At 65.8% G+C, this 15,954-nt stretch carries 17 protein-coding genes; 3 read left to right on the top strand and 14 right to left on the bottom strand.

Features of this window, described 5'->3' with window-relative positions; genetic code table 11:
- Positions 1–106: 106 nt before the first annotated feature.
- The 7 genes from AB4Y32_RS22725 to AB4Y32_RS22695 form a co-directional block, all read right to left on the bottom strand.
- Positions 107–547 carry a Fur family transcriptional regulator gene (locus AB4Y32_RS22725; RefSeq protein WP_368723508.1) on the bottom strand — a complete coding sequence of 147 codons (441 nt, stop codon included), beginning with the start codon at positions 545–547 and terminating at the stop codon, positions 107–109.
- Positions 548–790: 243 nt separating this feature from the next.
- The gene (locus tag AB4Y32_RS22720; protein WP_368723507.1) at positions 791–1,855 is read right to left on the bottom strand and encodes a lysylphosphatidylglycerol synthase domain-containing protein; all 1,065 of its coding nucleotides are present in this window, start codon (positions 1,853–1,855) and stop codon (positions 791–793) included.
- A gap of 4 nt (positions 1,856–1,859) precedes the next feature.
- Positions 1,860–2,705 carry a hopanoid biosynthesis-associated protein HpnK gene (gene hpnK, locus AB4Y32_RS22715; protein WP_368723506.1) on the bottom strand — a complete coding sequence of 282 codons (846 nt, stop codon included), beginning with the start codon at positions 2,703–2,705 and terminating at the stop codon, positions 1,860–1,862.
- Positions 2,702–4,126 (bottom strand): hopanoid biosynthesis associated radical SAM protein HpnJ, encoded by a 1,425-nt coding sequence (hpnJ, locus tag AB4Y32_RS22710; protein ID WP_368723505.1) that lies wholly within the window; start codon positions 4,124–4,126, stop codon positions 2,702–2,704. Before hpnJ ends, hpnK begins: the two co-directional genes overlap by 4 nt.
- A gap of 59 nt (positions 4,127–4,185) precedes the next feature.
- Complete coding sequence (hpnI, locus tag AB4Y32_RS22705) at positions 4,186–5,424, bottom strand: bacteriohopanetetrol glucosamine biosynthesis glycosyltransferase HpnI (RefSeq protein ID WP_368723504.1); 1,239 nt, start codon at positions 5,422–5,424, stop codon at positions 4,186–4,188.
- Between the two features lie 90 nt (positions 5,425–5,514).
- Complete coding sequence (locus tag AB4Y32_RS22700; RefSeq protein ID WP_368723610.1) at positions 5,515–5,874, bottom strand: hypothetical protein; 360 nt, start codon at positions 5,872–5,874, stop codon at positions 5,515–5,517.
- A gap of 223 nt (positions 5,875–6,097) precedes the next feature.
- Entirely contained in the window at positions 6,098–6,637 is a 540-nt protein-coding gene (locus tag AB4Y32_RS22695; RefSeq protein WP_368723503.1) for a cytochrome b, read from the bottom strand.
- Positions 6,638–6,808: 171 nt separating this feature from the next.
- Here AB4Y32_RS22695 and AB4Y32_RS22690 point away from each other — a divergent pair, with 171 nt between their 5' ends.
- Together AB4Y32_RS22690 and AB4Y32_RS22685 are read left to right on the top strand one after the other, a co-directional pair.
- Entirely contained in the window at positions 6,809–7,468 is a 660-nt protein-coding gene (locus AB4Y32_RS22690; RefSeq protein ID WP_368723502.1) for a response regulator, read from the top strand.
- Complete coding sequence (locus tag AB4Y32_RS22685; RefSeq protein ID WP_368723501.1) at positions 7,465–8,907, top strand: ATP-binding protein; 1,443 nt, start codon at positions 7,465–7,467, stop codon at positions 8,905–8,907. Before AB4Y32_RS22690 ends, AB4Y32_RS22685 begins: the two co-directional genes overlap by 4 nt.
- An 81-nt stretch (positions 8,908–8,988) precedes the next feature.
- Here AB4Y32_RS22685 and AB4Y32_RS22680 read toward each other — a convergent pair whose 3' ends face one another.
- The 3 genes from AB4Y32_RS22680 to AB4Y32_RS22670 all read right to left on the bottom strand — a co-directional run bounded on the left by AB4Y32_RS22680 (position 8,989) and on the right by AB4Y32_RS22670 (position 10,997).
- On the bottom strand, positions 8,989–9,240 hold the full coding sequence (locus tag AB4Y32_RS22680; protein WP_368723500.1) for a hypothetical protein: 252 nt from the start codon (positions 9,238–9,240) through the stop codon (positions 8,989–8,991).
- A 169-nt stretch (positions 9,241–9,409) separates the two neighbouring features.
- Complete coding sequence (locus AB4Y32_RS22675) at positions 9,410–9,862, bottom strand: SET domain-containing protein (protein WP_368723499.1); 453 nt, start codon at positions 9,860–9,862, stop codon at positions 9,410–9,412.
- A gap of 142 nt (positions 9,863–10,004) precedes the next feature.
- Positions 10,005–10,997: a nitrilase-related carbon-nitrogen hydrolase gene (locus tag AB4Y32_RS22670; protein ID WP_368723498.1), complete on the bottom strand. Its 993-nt coding sequence runs from the start codon at positions 10,995–10,997 to the stop codon at positions 10,005–10,007.
- A 96-nt stretch (positions 10,998–11,093) separates the two neighbouring features.
- On the opposite strand from AB4Y32_RS22670, the gene AB4Y32_RS22665 reads away from it, so the two are divergent.
- Entirely contained in the window at positions 11,094–11,972 is an 879-nt protein-coding gene (locus AB4Y32_RS22665) for a LysR family transcriptional regulator (RefSeq protein ID WP_368723497.1), read from the top strand.
- Between the two features lie 54 nt (positions 11,973–12,026).
- Here AB4Y32_RS22665 and AB4Y32_RS22660 read toward each other — a convergent pair whose 3' ends face one another.
- The 4 genes from AB4Y32_RS22660 to AB4Y32_RS22645 form a co-directional block, all read right to left on the bottom strand.
- On the bottom strand, positions 12,027–13,358 hold the full coding sequence (locus AB4Y32_RS22660) for an ATP-binding protein (RefSeq protein ID WP_368723495.1): 1,332 nt from the start codon (positions 13,356–13,358) through the stop codon (positions 12,027–12,029).
- On the bottom strand, positions 13,358–14,095 hold the full coding sequence (locus AB4Y32_RS22655; RefSeq protein WP_368723494.1) for a response regulator: 738 nt from the start codon (positions 14,093–14,095) through the stop codon (positions 13,358–13,360). Before AB4Y32_RS22655 ends, AB4Y32_RS22660 begins: the two co-directional genes overlap by 1 nt.
- A gap of 32 nt (positions 14,096–14,127) precedes the next feature.
- A complete protein-coding gene (locus AB4Y32_RS22650; protein WP_368723493.1) occupies positions 14,128–14,499 on the bottom strand; it encodes a GFA family protein in 372 nt (123 codons plus the stop codon).
- A 192-nt stretch (positions 14,500–14,691) separates the two neighbouring features.
- A complete protein-coding gene (locus AB4Y32_RS22645; protein ID WP_368723492.1) occupies positions 14,692–15,954 on the bottom strand; it encodes a hypothetical protein in 1,263 nt (420 codons plus the stop codon).

The following is a 15,954-nucleotide window of genomic DNA, read 5'->3' as shown; positions in this document are numbered from 1 at the left end:
TAGCGGTTTCCGCGCTGCGGATTAATCCGTCCCGTGAGAACAGTCCTTTCCTGCGCGCGCAAACGCGTGCCAGCGCAGCGCGGGCTCATCGCCTGCCCTGCTCTTGCTATGTCCGCGTGCGGGGCGGATGCGCGCGCGCCGTGCACTCGGCGCAGACGCCCTGCAACGCCAGTGTCTTGCCGACGAAGCGCATCCCGAACTTCTTCGCGATCGCGTGGCGCCGACGATCGAATGCCGGATCGGAGAATTCCTCGACCCGGCCGCACACGACGCACACGAGATGATCGTGCGCCTTGCCCGTATTCAGCTCGTAGAGACTATGGTGCTTGCCGAGCGGCACGCTCACAACGAGTCCGGCGTCGACCAGCTGATTGAGCACGCGGTAGGTGGTCGACAGATTCATCCGTTCGCCGCTCGCCGAGATGCGCCGGTGAATCTCTTCCGCGCTGTAGTGGCCGTGCTCCGCATGCAGCAGATAATCGAGCACGGCTGCCTGCGCGGCCGTGCCTGCGAGGCCGGCGCGCTTGAGCGCGTCGAGGGGTTGCATCGGGGATGGGGAACGAGGCGGCATGCGCAGCCGTTCTGTGTCGATTCGAAGGAGCCGACTTTCAGCCTATGACATCGGCTCGCACATTTCCGGAACCTAGTTGATTGCGATTCGCGTTCGGAAGCACGCGCATTGCGCACGTGCCTGATCCGCTTGATGCGCTTGGTCCACCGCGCAAAGCAGCAAGCGCAACCCGCTTCGTGCGGATTGCGCGGCCGATATACGGAGTCAATACAGAGTGAATCAGCGCGAAGAACGCTCGCGCTCGACGGCGTCGCGGGACGGCACGCGATGCTCGGCCGGTCTGAGCGATGGATTCTTGTGCCACGCGTCCTGGCGATTGCGGACACGGTTGCGAACGAGCTCGACTGCCTGCCACGACGCGAGCGCGACGCAGCCGAACACGACCTCGCGCATCCGCTTGATGAGCGCAAGCGAAAACGCCGTCTGCTCGTCGACGCCGAACATCCTTGCGAGCAGCACGACGACGGCCTCCTGCACGCCCAGCCCCGACGGCACGAAAAACGCCGCATGGCGCGCGGCTTGCGTGAGCGCCTCGACGGCGATTGCGCCGCCGATCGAAACGGGATGCCCGAGCATCCAGAGCGCGAGATACACCTCGGACGCGCCCAGCACATAGCCTGCGAACTGCCACAGAAACGCGCGCAGCAGCAGGCCGGGCTCGCGCAACAGCGCATCGATGGCGGCATCGAGCCGCGCGCCGCCCATGCGCTCGACGCCCCAATGCTCGCTCATCGGCAGACGCGCGGACCATCGCTCGATCGCGCGAAAGAGCCCGCCGCGTCGCAACAGCACGAACACGACGACGGGCAGCGGCAGCGACAGCACGAGCGCCGCGCCGACCGTCACGAGCATCGCGTCGTGCCCCGTCTGCGCGACGATCATCACGAGACCGATCGCCGCGAACACGTATTGGACGGCCATCGTCACCAGCACCTCGACGATCACCGATGCGCCGACGACACTCGCGTCATCCGTCCGCCAGCGCGCGAGCCGCACGCCGACGAACTCTCCGCCGATGCTCGCCACCGGCAACAACCGGCTGACCGCCTCGCGCACCGTCGCGACCCACCACAGATACGCGAGCGGCGCGCGCTTGCCCAGTAGCAGTCGCCATGCCTGCGCATCAAGCAGCAGCGGCAGAGCATGCAGCGGCACGAGCCACAACAGCGCAAAGCCCGCAGCGCCGATCGCGCGCAGCACATCGTCCATGCCGCCGTGCAACGCCAGCGCGATCAGCACCGCGATGCCCGCGGGCAACCCCAACCATTTAAGCCACTTCATCACTTCATCATACGTAGGTCCGCTGCGAGAACACATCCGCGAAACCGCCGGTGATGGCTCCGCTCGCGGCAATTGCCGATGCGACGCGCCCGGACACCAGCGCGTCGAATTCGTCGCTGTGCCGGTACGTCTGCATCGTGGGCGTGATCGCCCCGTCTCCAGCCACGGCCGGATGACCGTAAATCTCTCCGACCCCTTCCGGCAGCCGCGATAGCGCGGCGAGCAGCGCCGCTTCGTCGAGCCGCCCCGTCTGCGACACGCCGATCACGTAATCGTTGTGCGCAATACCTGCATTATCCAACTGCTTGCGCACGCGAGCCATCCACGGTCTGATCCACGCTGGCGCGCCGGGTTCGTACGGCAGACGCATTGCGTTCAATCCAAAGTCGCTGCCGACCTCGATGATCAGCGCGAGCACCGTCGGATGCAGATGAAAGTGCTTGTGCGTGTTCACGTGATCGAGTTTCAGCCCCGTGTGCGCGAACGCCTGGAACTGCGCGCGGATTTCCGCTTTCAATTGACGGCGCACTTCAGGCAGGAGGAAAAAGCGAAAGCCGTCGCGCACCATCCGGTCGCCGAATCGTCCGTGCCCGTCGACGAGCGCCGGGACGAGATGCGTCGCGAGCATCGGCACGCCGTCGGCCAGCACGATATGCAGGCCGACGCGCAAAGTCGGATTGCGCTGTGCGCGCCGCACGGCATCGGCGGCGGCGGGCGACGACACCATCAGGCTCGCCGCCGTGAGCACGCCGGTTTGATGCGCGCGCTCGACGGCTTCGTTGATGCGCGTGTGCAGGCCGAAGTCGTCGGCGGTAACGATCAGTGCGCGTCGGGGCCTGCCCGGCTGCGTCATGCCTCGTGAGCCCGCAGGAAGCGGAAGAACTCGACGCCTTCGCGCAGGCGACGCTTCATCATGTCCCAGCTCATCAGCATCTCGCGCACGATTTCCCAGATCTTCGACGGCCGGAAATAGAACTGACGATAGAACTGTTCGAGGTGGTGATAGATATCTTCGCGCGACAGATGCGGATACCCGATTGCAGCAAGCTGCACGCCTTCCTTGCTGACGAGGTTGATCACCTTGTTCTCTTCGAGCCAGCCGTTTTCGACGGCCTGCTTGTAGAGCGTCGTGCCGGGATAAGGCGCCGCAAGCGACACCTGAATCGTGTGCGGATTGATCTCTTTCGCGTACTCGATCGTCTTCTTGATCGTCTCTTGCGTCTCGCCCGGCAAGCCGAGAATGAAGGTGCCGTGAATCTTGATGCCGAGCTTGCGGCAGTCTTCGGAGAAGCGGCGCGCGATGTCGGTGCGCAGGCCCTTCTTGATGTTCAGCAGGATCTGGTCGTCGCCGGACTCATAGCCGACGAGCAGCAGACGCAGACCGTTTTCCTTCATGATCTTCAGCGTCGAATACGGCACGTTCGCCTTCGCGTTGCACGACCACGTGACGCCCAGCTTGCCGAGACCGCGCGCAATCTCCTCGACGCGCGGCTTGAAGTCGGTGAACGTGTCGTCGTCGAACATGATCTCCTTCACTTCGGGCATGTTGTCGCGAATCCACTTCACTTCTTCGAGCACGTTCTCGACGGAGCGCGTGCGATAGCGATGGCCGCCCACCGTCTGCGGCCACAGGCAGAACGTGCAGCGCGAGCGGCAGCCGCGTCCCGTGTAGATCGACACGTATGGATGCTTAAGGTAGCCGATGAAGTAGTTGTCGATCTTCAGGTCGCGTTGATAGACGGGCGCGACGAACGGCAGCTCGTCCATGTTTTCGAGGATCGGGCGCGCTTCGTTGTGCTCGATCGAACCGTCGGCGGCGCGATAGCTCAAGCCCTTGATCTGCGCGAGCGGCAGGCCTTCGGCAAGCTCCTTGCAGGTGAAATCGAATTCTTCGCGGCAGACGAAGTCGATCGCGTCACTCGCCGTCAGCGAGTTGTGCGGATCGACGGCCACCTTCGCGCCGACCATGCCGACCATCACCTTCGGCGCGCGCGCCTTCAGTTGTTCGGCGAACAGCGCATCCGTCGGGAAGGACGGCGTGCTCGTGTGGATGACGACGACCTCGTATTCCGCCGCGATCGCCAGCGTCGCTTCCACCGACAGCCCATCGGCGGGCGCATCGAGCACGCGGCTGCCCGGCACGAGCGCGGCCGGCTGCGCGAGCCATGTCGGATACCAGAATGAGCGGATTTCGCGCTTCGCTTGATAGCGCGACCCCGCGCCGCCATCGAAACCGTCATACGACGGCGCCTGCAAAAATAACGTCTTCTTCATATTCGTTTTCCACGAGTTTCAATTGAGCCAAACGCGCAACTGCTGCGGATGCAGCGCGTTCAGCGGCCGTCGGATACTTCGAGTGCCTTGACGGGCTCGGGCCGGAACACGGCCGCCGCGCCGTCCTTTTCCTCGACAGGCATGCGCACGCCGCGCCACACCACGGTCGAGCCAAACGATCCCGCGAGCCACTGCGCGAACATCAGCGCATCGCGCACCGGCGTCAGCGCGAGATCGCGCCAGAACATGCTTCGCTCGGCGCTCATCATCGCATGCAGGACGATGCGCGCCGAAATTCCCGTCACTGTCGCGACGATCAACGCGATCGACACGGCGGGATGCGCGAGCGCGCCCGGCAAGTGCGCGCCGCCGCGCAGCGCGAATGCGAGCCACGCGCCGCACAGCATCCACGGCAGCGTGATCGTCACGAACAGGAACGTGAAGCCCGCGCGATTCACCGAGCGGATCGTGCGCAGCCAGCGCGTCTCGCGATCCCACAGCGCGGGCAGCGTGCATTCCGTCACATCCGTTTCGACGACGACGGACGACAGCGCCGTGTTCAAGCCGAGTTCGCGCACGTGTCCGGCGAGCCAGTAGTCGTCGGCGAGCGTGTTCCTCAGACGTTCGAAGCCGCCGATGCGCGCGAGCGTCGCGCGCTTCAACGCGAGCGTCGCGCCGAAGCCGAAGCGCGTCGAACCGAACATATGCGCGACGCGTACGGAAGGCACGAACCATTCGTTGATGAACTGCGCGCCCACGCGCGACCAGAACCCGGCGATACCCTTCGCACGATACAGGCATGTGACGATGCCGACCTGCGGATCGTCGAGCGGCGCACACACGCGCTCCAGATAATCGGCTTCGACGGCGATATCGCTGTCCGCGATCACTAACACGTCGTGACGCGCCCATTCGGCCATGTTGATCAGGTTGCTCACTTTCAGATTCGTGCCATGGACGCGCGGATCGATCACGAGCGAAATCTGGCGTTCGGGATAGACGGTCTGCAAGCGATGGACGATCGCGACGGCGGGATCGTCCGCACGCGATACGCCGCAGATCAGCTCGAAGCACGGATGAGTCTGCTCGCAAAACGTGGCGAGATTCTCGAAGAGCCTGGGCTCGGCACCGCATAGCGGCTTCAGCACGCTCACGGGCGTCGGCGCGACGCGCCGTTCGGCCGCCGCGACACGCGACATCGACACGATCGAGGCCACCACCGCGATGACGGCATACACCGCCGCCCCGAGCGCGAGCGCCGTCGGCAGCCAGTAGATGTGCAGCAGCGCGTCCTGCATGATTTTAGTTGCTCCGGCTAAAAGACTTCAGAAGCTGGCTGTCTCGCCGACAGCCGCGCATAAACGGGTGACACACGCCAAAGAACGCAGTCACCACCCCGTCCGGTTGACGGGAACGTAAGGCATGCCGGTGAAATGCAGATGAAGAATAACAAGTCTGCGCGCCGGACACATGGAAGACACACAAACCGCGTCCTCCCGTGGCCCGACGAAGCGCGCATGACGCCGCCGGATGGCCGCGCGGAACGCGATATGCGCCGCGTGGCGCGTGGCAAGAACGGCGGCCAGCAGCAAGGTGAACGTAAGCACACGGAACGAAGCCGTCTCGAACATCGACTCCGGAAATCTGCAGAAGAAAAGCAGGCTGACGACTGCCACGTCAATGGCCGTCGCAGCGACGGAAGCCGTGACGACGTGTGCCCGGATCATCTCTACAGTGGTTTGCTTCATCACACAGCCAGCCCTACATGGCGCGCACCGGCCCGCTGTGCCGACTCCCTTTGTGTGAAGTTCGCGTGACGGTGCGTCGAATTCGAACGTGCCCGAACCTCGCCGGACACCGCACCCCGATGGTAGCGACCCGATTCTGAAGGGAATATTAAGCCCCTTCGGCGCAGTGTCCGTTTCAGATGCCTTGCCGCATATTGCTCGCGGCTTACGGCAACTGCCCGATTTACGGAAGCATGCGTTGCAGCACGTCGTCCTTCAGGACGATGCGATGAAAGAGCGCTCCGCCGATATGCAGCACGATCAGCGCGAGCAGCACCCAGGCGAGCCATCCGTGCACGTCGCCGAGCGCGTGGCCCGTCTGCGAGCCGTTCTGCGTCAGGTCCGGATAGCGGACGACGCCGAACAGCTTGACCGCCCAGCCGCGCGACGACGCGTTCGCCCAACCCGCCAGCGGCACCGCGACGAGCGTGATGTACAGCAGCGCATGCGTCGCTCGCGAGATGAAGCTGAGCGCGGGCGTCAGTTCGGCGGGCGGCGGCTGGTGCGTGACGCGCCAGAGAATCCGGCACACGACGGCCGCGACGATCGCCGCGCCCACGCCCAGATGCCACGCGATCAGCCCGTCTGGAAGGGTGTCGCGATGTACATCGGGCATCGTCCAGCCGAGCAGGAACTGCGCGGTGATCAAAAGCGCCACCAGCCAGTGCAGCAGACGCGCGATGCCATCGTAGGCGCGGCGTTGCGTGAGGGCATTCAGGTTCATTGTTTACCTCATCGTGAAGGGGCGGAGCCGTTGCCGCAAGCGGGTACCGCGCGATGCTAACGGCTAAATCTGAAGAAATGCTTAAGCCCTGTCGATGCCGCGACGCCCACGTATATATATGCCATACGCGATAGACTCTCATCAAACAGACCTAAAACAGATTTCACATCCATGCGCATCCTACTCGTCGAAGATGACGACCTGATCGGCAGCGGACTCGAAGTCGCGTTGCGTAACGCCGGCTTTACGGTCGACTGGGCGCGCGATGGCCAGCATGCGGAAGTCGCGCTGGCGACCACGCCTTATGTGCTGCTGATCCTCGATCTGGGCTTGCCGAAGCTCTCCGGCATGGATCTGCTCAAGGGGCTGCGCCTGCGCGGCAATGACATTCCCGTGCTGGTGCTGACGGCGAAAGACACGGCCGCCGACAAGGTGCGCGGCCTCGACGCCGGCGCCGACGACTACCTCGGCAAGCCGTTCGATCTCGCCGAGCTGGTTTCGCGCTGCCGCGCGCTGATCCGCCGCTCGCAAGGCCGCAGCACCGACGTGATCGCGTGGCGCGGCCTGACCGTGGACCCGGTCGCGCAAACGGTTTCGAAGGACGGCGTGCGTGTGCCGCTCACCGCGCGCGAATGGGCCGTGCTGATCCACCTGCTCACGCATGCGGGCGTGCCGCAGCCGCGTTCGCGCATCGAGGAAAGCCTGTACGGGTGGCACGAGGAAGTCGAGAGCAACGCGATCGAAGTGCACGTGTCGAACCTGCGCAAGAAGCTCGGCGGCGACGTGATCCGCACTGTTCGCGGCTTTGGCTACGTCGTGGACAAAGCATGACGGGAACGCGCTCGACGTCGATCCGCCGCCGGCTGATGTGGCTGATTCTGGTCAGCGTCGGCGCCGTATGGGCGGTGATGTTCGCGTGGAGTTTCACGAATGCGACGCGCGAAGTCGACGAATGGGACGACGCGCGCCTGATCCAGCTTGCGCATCTGCTGATCCAGCTCGATGCGGCCAATCTCGCGAAACTGGCCGCGACGGGCATCGACGTGCGCAACGAATACACGCGCGCGTCGCCCGCCGTCTACGACGACAGCGATGCTCAGCCGCGCTATGCGCTCTTCGAGATGCACGATGCGGCGGGCCAGCTGATCGTCGAAAGCCCCGGCCTCGCGGCGCTCAAAACCTCCGTCGAGCCGGGCGAGACGGCGGAAGGCGTGCACCGGCTGACGATCGGCGGACGTATGTGGCTCGCCTATGCATTGCGCGACAGCGCGACGGGCCGCACCGTGCGCGTGCTGGAGCCTGCCAATATGCGCAGCGATCTGACGACGGGCGTCGCGAGCCGCATCGCGCGTCCGATGGCCATCGCCCTGCCCGTGCTCGCGCTCTTCGTATGGTTCAGCATCGGGCACAGCTTCAGGCCGCTGTCGACGATCTCGAAGGCGGTGCGCACCCGCGACGCGCGCAACCTCGATCCGATCCACGTCAACCCATCGCCCGCCGAAGTGAAGCCGCTCGTCGACGGGATCAACCAGTTGCTCGCGCGGCTGCAACATTCGATCATGCGCGAACGCGCATTCACGGCCGACGCGGCGCACGAGTTGAAGACGCCGCTTGCCGCGATCAAGGTCCAGGCGCAAGTGGCGCTCGCCGCGCAGGACGGCGCGCAGCGTCAACAGGCGATGCATCGGGTGGTTCAGGGCGTCGACCGCAGCGCGCGTCTTGCCGAGCAACTGCTTTTGCTCGCGCGGCTCGACGAACGCGAGACGGTCACGACGCTGCCCGTCAAGCTGCATGAAGTGGCGAGCGAGGCGATCGCGTTTCGCGCGCTTCATGCCGAAGAGAAGTCGATGGCGATCATGCTGGCCGGAGACCACGACGCGGAAGTGTATGCGGACCGCGTGCTCGCGCGCACGCTGATCGACAATCTGCTCGACAACGCGATCAAGTACGGCGACGTCGGCGGGCGCGTGCATATCAGCGTGCTGGCCGATGCGCAGAGCGTCGCGTTGACGGTCTCCGACAACGGCCCGGGCGTTTCCGACGAAGAGCGCCTGCGCCTGACCGACCGTTTCTTCCGCGGTTCGGCGGCAACGGCGAGCGGCAATGGCAGCGGACTCGGGCTATCGATCGTCGCGCGCATCGCCACGCATTTCGACGCGCAGATTCACATCGGCTCGGGGATCGGGCGGCGCGGGCTCGCGGTGCAGATTGCGTTTCCGCGCGTCCAGCACGCGCGTGTCGGTCAGGCTATCGAACCGCTCAGACCATAAGGACGCGAGTCGATGCGGCGCATGGGCACGCCCGCGTGTTCAGCGAAACGCTGAAAAGCCCGGGGTCGAGGCTTGAGGGATTCAGGGAAAGAGCGGCAGCGACATGGACATGTCGGCGCCCGGCGCTTTTTTTCGCGCGGGCCGCCCGGCTCGCGGCGAGCGCTTCCGGATCGGCGCGCTCGCGCGGTCGAGGCAGCGGTACACGCGAACCAGCGCGGATGAGAAAGCGGCAGGCTGCGCCATCAGGCACGGCAGCGACGCTTCCAGTTCGATCAGCAACGCCGGCAAGGTCGGAGCCGGGGACTGCGTGGTCTTCCGTGGTTGTTTGGTCATGGACGCCTCTCTGGAACGCTGCGGGCACTGTATCACAGCCCGCTGACACAGCCTGGCAACGCGTCCTCCCGGCCGACGCGTACGGTCTCAAACCGCGCGCGCGGTGCGCGTGGTCAGAGAACGTCAGTCGGCTTTATCGACAGGTGGATGCGCCGGGAGCGCCGCCGCGTCATGCGCGCGCGTCGTCCGCAACGGCGAGCATCGTGCCGCGGCATGCGGGCGATCCGCATCGGCATACATACTGGCGGCGCGTTTCTTCGTCTTGCGGATCGTCGACGGACAGGCCATACGAGATCAGCAGTTCTTCGCCGCACTGGATATCGACGGCGGCTTCGATAAAAACGCGTCCGTCGATTTCGACCGCCTCGCAATTGGCCGTGCACGCATGGTTGAGCCAGCGCGCGCTATTGCCGCCGACGCTGCCGTCGATCACGCGCCCATCCGACAGGCCGAACACGAACGTATGCCCATAGTCTCCGCCGCGCTCGATGCGCCGCGCAGCGCGCCGCCATGACGTCACTTCGCCTTTGTATTCGATGATGCGCTCGCCGGCCGCGAGCGCGCACAACGCGAAGACGCCCTTGCCGTGAATGGGCGACCGCCTGACTGATAAACGACGCATGGCCTGCTTTCGAAGAGGATTCATCGGCTAAGTATAGGGCGCGAAAAAAATGCGCTGTTATCGAAGTGCGTATGTTGATCCTCGTGCGTGCATCGCAAGCCTGCATCGGAATGAAGATGATGAGTGCAGGCGTCGCGTTCGATCAGCCCTGCGTGCGTTCGCGTCTCACCATCGCAAAGCTCACGGGCACCGAGCCGCGCGCGCTGGCCGTGCGCGGCTCGAATTCGCGTGCGTCCAGTGGCATCTCGCGCACGCGTCCCGTCGCAAGTCGTGCATACAGGTCGGGACGCCTCGCATCGAGCCAGCGATGCCCGGGGCTCGTGCCGATCAACGCCGGGTCGAGGTCCGCAACGATCATGTCGTCGTCGCGCGCGCCCTGCCCGTCTTGCGCGATCACATGGCCGCACGGATCGACGATCGCGGCCGCCGCGCCTTCGCCTGCATGATCGCCTGCTGGCGTGTCGTCATGAGCGCCGTCGCTGTAGACGACGAACATGCCGTTGTCGATCGCGCGAGCCGGCAACGCGCGGCGCATCCATTCGTTGCTCGCGGCGTCGCCGGCATCCGTGCGCGCGTGCGGCGCAACGAGGAGCCGCGCGCCGAGCAGTGCCGCCATCCGCGCGTTCTCCACCAGATAGTTGTCGCCGCCGATCAGGACCGCGAGCCGCCAACCCCAGTGCGTGTCGAACACGGTGAAGCGGTCGCCGCGCGTGAGATGGCGCTCGCCATCCGGCTGCAGCTTGCGATGTACGTGGCGCTCGCCGCCCGGCAGGCACACGACATAGCTACTGAAAAACTCCCCGTTCGGCGCGGCTTCGATCAGGCCGACACCCGCGGCGACGCCCGTGCACTCGACTGCATCGGCGACGGCGAGCACGGGCGCGCTGTCGATGCGCTGCGCAAGTGACCTCAGGTCCGTGCGGCGAGTCTTGCGCGCATTGCGCGCATCCGACGAACCAGTCTCGCCGATGCCGCCCGTCAGACAGGCTTCGGGAAACACCGCGAGTCCGACGCCGTCGCGCCCGGCCCGCTCAATCGCGGCGACGGTTCGCGCGACGTTATCGGCCGTCGCACCACGGCGCGGCTTGAACAGCATCGACGCGACACGCAGCGTCGCGGTGGGCAGCGAGGACATGATGGACCCGGTACGAATCGATGGAATGCCTCCATTGGACCGCGCGCCATTCGATACGTAAAATGAATAATTCGATCGAAACGATAACGATGAAGAATGGAAATCCGGCTGCTGCGCGCGTTCCTGACGGTCACCGACCTGCGCCATTTCGGCCGTGCGGCGCAGGCGCTGCATCTGAGCCAGCCCGCGCTCAGCAAGCAGATCGCCGCGCTCGAGGAAAGCCTCGGCGCGCGGCTCTTCGAGCGGGGCCGCCACGGCGCGGAACTGACGGCCTTCGGCACCGCGTTTCTTCCCGATGCCGAAACGCTCGTGCGCGATGCCGACGACGTGCTCGCCCGCGCGCGCGAAGCGAGCAGCGGCCGGCGCGGCCATCTGCGCATCGGCCTGTGCCTGTCGGCGCTCACGCTTGCGCCGTCCTTGATCGCCGCGTATCGCAGGCTCAATCCCAACATCGGTGTCACGCTGAACGATCTGTCGTCGGCCGAGCAGACGCGGCGCATGTTCGCCGGCAAGCTCGACGTGGGCTTCGTCCGGCTGCCCGCTAGCGCGGGCCTGTCGGCGTTTCGCGTGGTTGACGAATCCCTTGGGCTGGCCGTGCCGCCGCACGCGACGTGGAAGCGCGTGCCCGCGAACCTCGACGAACTCAACGAGCTTGGCTTCATTGCGCTTGCGCGCGGACGCGGCCCTGGGCTGGCGGGCATGATCGACGCATGGTGCGCGGAGCGCGGCTTCGTGCCGCGCGTGATCCAGCAGGCCGACGATATCCAGTCGGTGCTGGCCGCCGTTGCGGCGGGTGTCGGCACGGCATTCGTGCCGTCTCGCGCGGAGCATTTGCTCCGCGATGCGCGCGTGTTGCGGCTGAAGGATGCGTCCGCGCAATGGCGCGTCGGCCTTGCATGGCAGACGGAGCGCGACGACCCCGTCGTGACACGCTTCGTCGATTACGTGCGCGCGTCGATAAAACGCGGCGGGTAACATCTGCGACGAGCCTTCAAACGTTCGAAGCGCGCCTTTAAAAAGAGCGCGCCTTCAAAGCGTGAGGCGCGCTTCGAGGCCGCCGCTTTCGCGATTGCGCAGCGTCAGTGTCGCGCCCATCGAGTGTGCAAGCTGCTTCGCAATCGCGAGCCCGAGACCCGTGCCGCCCGTCTCGCGATTGCGCGACGTCTCGACGCGATAGAACGGCTGGAATACGGCATCGAGCTGCGACGGCGGAATGCCGGGGCCGCGATCGAGCACAGCGATCGACACATGCTGCGCGCGCGTGGCGTCGACGCTCATGTCGACGGTCACTTCGTCGCCGCCCGAGTACTTCAGTGCGTTGTCGATCAGATTGCCGAGAATGCGGCGCAACGCCTGCGGTCGCGTCGTCACCGGCTCGCCGACGCGCCCCGTCAGCGACACGCGGTCGCCCGCGTCCGCATAGTCGCTGACGATGCTCTCGATCAGCGCATCGGGATCGATCCGGCACGGCTTCTCATCGGCGCCATGCAGCGTGCGCGCATAGGCGACGCCTTCGCGCACGAGCAGCTCCATCTCCTTCAGGTCCTTTTGCAGGCGCGCGCGCTCCGCCTCGTCGTCGAGCAGGTCGGCGCGCAGGCGCATGCGCGTGATGGGTGTTTGCAGATCGTGCGAAACAGCCGCGAGAATCTGCAGACGCTCGCGCATATAGATGCCGATGCGCGCCTGCATCGCGTTGAACGCCTTCGACGCGCGCGCGACTTCTTCGGGCCCGTTCTCCGGCAGCGCAGCGGGCGCAAGATCGGGGCCGAGCGTGTCGGCCGCCTGCGCGAGACGTTCGAGCGGCCGCGTCGCGAGGCGCACCGCGAGCCACGCGCAGCCGCCGAGCACCGCCAGTTGCGCGGCGAGCACGAGCGGCAGCCACGGCGACAGCGGCGTGCCGTGCACGGGATGCATGTCGATCGTGAGCGGCGAGCCGTCGCTCAATGTCATATGCACTTCGAGATGCTCGCGCTCGCCCGGCACCGCATTGGCCGTCACGTTGTAGCGCGCGCCGACGTCCTTCGCGATCGAAGCGCCGATCTGCTGGGACAGCGTCGCATCCGGTGGCATGCCGCTCGCGCCCGGACCGAGCACGAAGCGGTAGCTGCGCCGCGCGAGCTTCGGCAGCCATTCGACGCGCTCGGCGGGCGACAGCCGGTCGAGCAGCGCAACGGAGCTCGTTACCTCCTGGCCGATGTAGCCGACCATCACGTTCGTCATCGACTCGTTGCGCTCGGTCATCGTCAGCCAGAACGACAGCGTTTGCGCGGCGATCAGCCCCGCGAAGAAGATCAGCGACAGGCGCACGAACAGCGTGCGCGGCGGCCGTAGACCGCGCAAGCGGCCGGCAGCGTGGTTCATCAGACGCTGTCCTCCGGCGTGACGAGCGACGAGAACACATAGCCCTCGTTGCGCAGCGTCTTGATGTAGCGCGGCTCGCGCGCGTCGTCGCGCAGACGTTGGCGCACGCGGCTCACGAGCAGATCGATCGAGCGGTCGAACGGTTCCGTCTGCCGCCCTTGCGTAAGCGTCAATAGCTGGTCGCGCGTCAGCACGCGCTGCGGATGATCGAGGAACACGCGCAGTAGTCGGTACTCAGCGCCGCTCAGCGCGACCATCGTCCCTTCGCTGTCGATCAGGTTGCGGCCGATCGTATCGAGCCGCCAGTCGCCGAAACACAGAAAGTGCGACGTGCTCGCCTGCTCGTTGCCGGGCGGCATCATGCGCGCGCGGCGCAGGATCGCGCGGATGCGCGCGAGCAGCTCGCGCACGGCGAAGGGCTTCGCGAGGTAATCGTCGGCGCCCATTTCCAGGCCGACGACGCGGTCGGTCTCCTCGCTGAGCGCCGTCAGCATCAGAATGGGCACTGTCTGGAACTCGCCCGCGCGCAGTTCGCGGCACAGGTCGAGGCCGCTTTCGCCCTGCAGCATCAGGTCGAGCACGATCAGATCCGGCCGCTCGCTGGCGAGCGCGGCGCGCATCTGGCGGCCGCCCGATGCGAGCGTTGCGCGCACGCCGTTCTTGTTGAGGTAAGTGCCGACCAGTTCGCGGATGTCGCGGTCGTCGTCGACGATCAGAACGTGATCCGTTTTTTCCACACGAGGCTCCTTCGCCCGTCGTTGTGCCGCTATTATGCGTCGTCGACCACCGACAGGCTCGCGCCGTCCGATACGGACGCTTCGAGCGCATACGGATCGACGCCGTCCAGACAGCCGAGGTTCACGCGCCACAGGTTCGGGTCCTTGCGCGTCTGATGAAAAGGATAGACGCCGCAGTGCTTGCAGAAGTAGTGCTTCGCGATGTGCGTGTTGAACTGGTACAGCGTGAGGCTGTCCTCGCCCGACAGGATGCGCAGCGCGCTTGCGGGAAGGAACGGCGACATCAGCGCGCCCCTGCGCCGGCACAAACTGCAGTTGCAGCGCGCGGCGGGTGTGACGGGGGTTTCGACTTCGAACGTGACGGCGCCGCAATGACACGAGCCGTGATGGAGGTTGGACGTCATGGCTTGCTCCTGATTGCAATGCCGACTTTATACCGTAGCGTATCCCCTGCTTTGTGTCCCAATGTATCTGACGGATACGGCGATACAAAATGGGTGGGCGGTGGGTTTGCCGGTGATGCCTCGCCGCCTCTCGCCGAAATGGCCATCGTTCCGCCCGACATGTTGCATGCCATCGGAGACCGGTTCAACGTACTACCTCCGGCACTGATCCTTGTCGCCGGGCGCGGTCGCCGCATTCAGATCGAAGTCTGCTTCCTGTAGCCCTTTTGGACTCGTCGCGACCCAATGCAAAACCGACGGGGAGCGCACGAGCCCGATGCTGCCCGTGTAGGTCCATTTGATCGGCGACGGCTGCGTGCCCGCGAGTTCGATCGACGAAGGCGTGAGCTTCAGATGCAGCAGCCGCCCGTCCTGCGACGGCGTGAACGCGCGCGTGCCGATCACGGCAATGCCCGCCTCGCGCACCGATGCCGGCATGCAGCCGAGCGTCGCCGTCGCCTGCCCGTTTGCATCGATGAGCTGCGCGAAGCCTCTGCCTTTGTCATCGGTGGCGACGACGATGAAGCGTTCGATGGAAGGCACCCACGCTGCCGCGTACGTGTAGTACTGCAAGCGCTCCGCGATCACATGCGTCTCGCCAGGCGCGCCCGTCGCGGGGTCGAGCGTTGCCACCTTGAGGCGCGCGTACGTCTCGCCGTTCACATACTGCTGCCACACGAGCAGCGCGCGCGTCGGCGAACCGGCGATCATCGGCCACCATTCGCGCACGCGCGGCGCCACGTCGATAGCCTGCAGGAGCGCGCCGTCGGCATCGTAGGTCTTCACATAGACGCCATCGCCCGTGCCGAGATTGTCGACGCCACCGCCGTCGATCCAGTCGTTCGAATAGAACACGACGAACCGCGAGCCGACGCCGGCGACGTGACCCGAGTGCCCGCCCGACAGCACATCGTTCGGATACGGCTTCACGCCCTTCAGGTCCGGCGTATAGACGCCGTAACGCTGGCTCACCTGATTCGGCGTGTTCCAACCGTCCTCGAACGACACCATCACGCGGCCCGCGTCGTTCTGCGCGACCGACACGGGCTCCTGCGCTTCAGGCCGGCTGATGAAGATGCGCGGCCGCTCGAGCGTCGCCTGCTGCGGCGTCCAGCGCGCGACGTAGACATCGTGTGTCCAGTTGCGGTCGCGGCCCGCGCCGCGCGGCGGCAGGCCCGAACTGCTGAAGAACACGGTCGTCACGCCGCGCGCGTCCGTCGTCGCGCCGATGCCGTGCATATAGGCGCGCAAGTCGCCCATCGGCGCGCGGGCACTCGACGCGCTCGCGGCCTTCGTGCCCGCCTTGGTTTCCGCCTTCATTCCCGCGTGTGTTCCTGCCTTGGCTCCCGCCGCCCGCGCGGCAGGAACGAGGCCGCATGCGGCCACCACGGCGAGCACTGCAAACGTCGTCCGCAT

Source organism: Paraburkholderia phymatum, assembly GCF_040965635.1.
Classification (GTDB): Bacteria; Pseudomonadota; Gammaproteobacteria; order Burkholderiales; family Burkholderiaceae; genus Paraburkholderia; species Paraburkholderia phymatum_B.
The sequence above is the reverse complement of the archived record's forward strand: the minus strand, read 5'-3'. Positions and strand labels throughout refer to the sequence as shown.

Excerpts from the sequence above, each read along its gene's own strand:
- AB4Y32_RS22725 (WP_368723508.1), bottom strand. The coding sequence starts at position 547 with ATGCAACCCCTCGACGCGCTCAAGCGCGCCGGCCTCGCAGGCACGGCC.
- hpnK (WP_368723506.1), bottom strand. The coding sequence starts at position 2,705 with ATGACGCAGCCGGGCAGGCCCCGACGCGCACTGATCGTTACCGCCGAC.
- hpnJ (WP_368723505.1), bottom strand. The coding sequence starts at position 4,126 with ATGAAGAAGACGTTATTTTTGCAGGCGCCGTCGTATGACGGTTTCGAT.
- hpnI (WP_368723504.1), bottom strand. The coding sequence starts at position 5,424 with ATGCAGGACGCGCTGCTGCACATCTACTGGCTGCCGACGGCGCTCGCG.
- AB4Y32_RS22700 (WP_368723610.1), bottom strand. The coding sequence starts at position 5,874 with ATGAAGCAAACCACTGTAGAGATGATCCGGGCACACGTCGTCACGGCT.
- AB4Y32_RS22695 (WP_368723503.1), bottom strand. The coding sequence starts at position 6,637 with ATGAACCTGAATGCCCTCACGCAACGCCGCGCCTACGATGGCATCGCG.
- AB4Y32_RS22690 (WP_368723502.1), top strand. The coding sequence starts at position 6,809 with ATGCGCATCCTACTCGTCGAAGATGACGACCTGATCGGCAGCGGACTC.
- AB4Y32_RS22685 (WP_368723501.1), top strand. The coding sequence starts at position 7,465 with ATGACGGGAACGCGCTCGACGTCGATCCGCCGCCGGCTGATGTGGCTG.
- AB4Y32_RS22680 (WP_368723500.1), bottom strand. The coding sequence starts at position 9,240 with ATGACCAAACAACCACGGAAGACCACGCAGTCCCCGGCTCCGACCTTG.
- AB4Y32_RS22675 (WP_368723499.1), bottom strand. The coding sequence starts at position 9,862 with ATGCGTCGTTTATCAGTCAGGCGGTCGCCCATTCACGGCAAGGGCGTC.
- AB4Y32_RS22670 (WP_368723498.1), bottom strand. The coding sequence starts at position 10,997 with ATGTCCTCGCTGCCCACCGCGACGCTGCGTGTCGCGTCGATGCTGTTC.
- AB4Y32_RS22665 (WP_368723497.1), top strand. The coding sequence starts at position 11,094 with ATGGAAATCCGGCTGCTGCGCGCGTTCCTGACGGTCACCGACCTGCGC.
- AB4Y32_RS22660 (WP_368723495.1), bottom strand. The coding sequence starts at position 13,358 with ATGAACCACGCTGCCGGCCGCTTGCGCGGTCTACGGCCGCCGCGCACG.
- AB4Y32_RS22650 (WP_368723493.1), bottom strand. The coding sequence starts at position 14,499 with ATGACGTCCAACCTCCATCACGGCTCGTGTCATTGCGGCGCCGTCACG.
- AB4Y32_RS22645 (WP_368723492.1), bottom strand. The coding sequence starts at position 15,954 with ATGCGGACGACGTTTGCAGTGCTCGCCGTGGTGGCCGCATGCGGCCTC.